A 1,709-nucleotide genomic window follows, 5' to 3' on the forward strand; every position below is an offset into this window, starting at 1 on the left:
CAGCAGGCGGGGCCCGGCGGCGGCGTGGATCGCGCCGTCGACCCCGCCGCCGCCCAGCAGCAGCGAGTTCGCGGCGTTGACCACGGCGTCGGCCTCCACGCGGGTGAGGTCACCGATCTCGACGGACAGGCTCATGTGGCTGCTCCTGGGTGGGGTGTCGGGGTGGCTGCCGGTGCGCCCGCCGCGCTGCCGGGACGTTCCATCCATTTGTACTCCTCGGTGACCGCCGTCCAGCCGAACTGCTCGTAGAGCCCGTGCGCGTCGGCGGTCGCGAGGATCGTGCGGCGCAGCCCGAGCTGGTCCAGCTCCGCGACGATGCCCGCGACCAGCAGCTTTCCGATGCCCTGCCCGCGCAGCTCCGGGTCGACGATGACGTCGGCGAGCCACGCGAACGTCGCGCCGTCGGTCACGATGCGGGCGAACCCCACCTGCTCGCCCGTGGCCCGGCGGTAGACGCCGTAGGGCCGGGAACCCGCGATCGCGGCGTCCATCACCTCGCGCGGGCGATCCTTGGCCCAGTAGGTGTGCCGGGCGACGAGCTCGTGCACGCGGGCGGCGTCGATGCGAGCTGGGTCGGTGGAGAACTCGTAGGGCTGGTCGTCGTTCATGTGCTGGAGTCAACCACCGGACACCGACACGCAGGCGGAGGCGCTTGTGGATACCGGGCAGACGTCCGTGGTGGCGGTTACTGTCGAACGAGCATCCGTAGGTTTGGTGTCTGTTCGGGTGACTTATGAGGTAAGGGGTAGGTGCATGGACAACGGGCGGAACTACGAGGGCGTGAGTCACGTGCTCCTGGACGACGACGCCTTCGCCGAGCTGGTCAGGCTGGACGAGCTGGAGGACAGGCCGCACTGGCCGTCCGAGGCCGTACCGGTCGCGCTGTGGCCGGTGGAGTCCCTGCGTTCGGCGCTGACCAGCGCGATCGGCCTCAAGCTGGCGCAAGTGGTCGCCGAGGCCACCGACCCGGACGCCGAGCTGTTGGCGGAACTCCCGGACGACGCCCTGGGTGACCTGATGATCGCGTGCGGCCGCCTGCAGTCCTGGGCCGCGGGCCTGCAGGCCCGGACCGTGGCCGAGCGAGCGAGCCGGGAGACCGGTCCGCTGGCGCACAGCTCGCTGGTCGCGCAGGTGACGGGTGAGCTGGCGGTCACCGGGACGGAGGCGTCCGAGGTCGTGGTGCGCGGCGAGTCCGGGGCGGACCATCCCTCCGTGATCCGCGCCCTGACGACCGGGCGGATCGACGTGAAGAAGGCGCACACCCTGCTGCGGTCCGCCTCGCGGCTCACCCTCGAGGAGCGCGCGGAGGCGATCGCTCGGTACCTGCCGCACGCCCCGTTCCGTACGTGGCGCTGGCTGCGGTCGAAACTGCTGGCGTTCGCGAGGACGCGGCATGGCGCCGAGCAGGCGGCCAAGGCCGCGGCGGCGCGCCGTTCGGTGCAGATCGACCGGGCCGGGGACGACATGGCCTGGCTGTCGGCCTACCTGCCCGCGGTCGACGCCGCAGCGGTGTGGGGCGTGCTCGACGACCTGGCCCACCAGCTCCGGCGCGCCCGCGGCGAGGAGCGGGACCTGGGCCAGCTGCGGGCGGACTGCCTGACGGGGATCGTCACCGGCCGGCTACGGACGGCCGACGGGCCGGAGGTCGACGACCGGACCGACGGCGACGGCTCCCGCGACGGGGCGGGCAGTGACGGGACCGGCGGCGC

Annotated in this window: 3 protein-coding genes; 1 reads left to right on the forward strand and 2 read right to left on the reverse strand. The window is 72.9% G+C overall.

The genetic code is table 11. The annotated features are described in order from the left end of the window. A partial coding sequence (locus tag PROKR_RS14380) for a macro domain-containing protein (RefSeq protein WP_036964344.1) occupies positions 1-135 on the reverse strand: 135 nt, incomplete at its 3' end. Continuing rightward, positions 132-608, reverse strand: a complete 477-nt coding sequence (locus PROKR_RS14385; RefSeq protein ID WP_036964345.1) for a GNAT family N-acetyltransferase — start codon at positions 606-608, stop codon at positions 132-134. The genes PROKR_RS14380 and PROKR_RS14385, both read right to left, overlap by 4 nt. A gap of 145 nt (positions 609-753) precedes the next feature. Between PROKR_RS14385 and PROKR_RS14390 the strand changes: the two genes are divergently transcribed. Next, positions 754-1,709 (forward strand): 13E12 repeat family protein (locus PROKR_RS14390; protein ID WP_036964346.1); only part of this gene is annotated, 956 nt, incomplete at its 3' end.

The organism is Promicromonospora kroppenstedtii DSM 19349 (assembly GCF_000515355.1).
Classification (GTDB): domain Bacteria; phylum Actinomycetota; class Actinomycetes; order Actinomycetales; family Cellulomonadaceae; genus Promicromonospora; species Promicromonospora kroppenstedtii.

Excerpts from the sequence above, each read along its gene's own strand:
- PROKR_RS14385 (WP_036964345.1), bottom strand. The coding sequence starts at position 608 with ATGAACGACGACCAGCCCTACGAGTTCTCCACCGACCCAGCTCGCATC.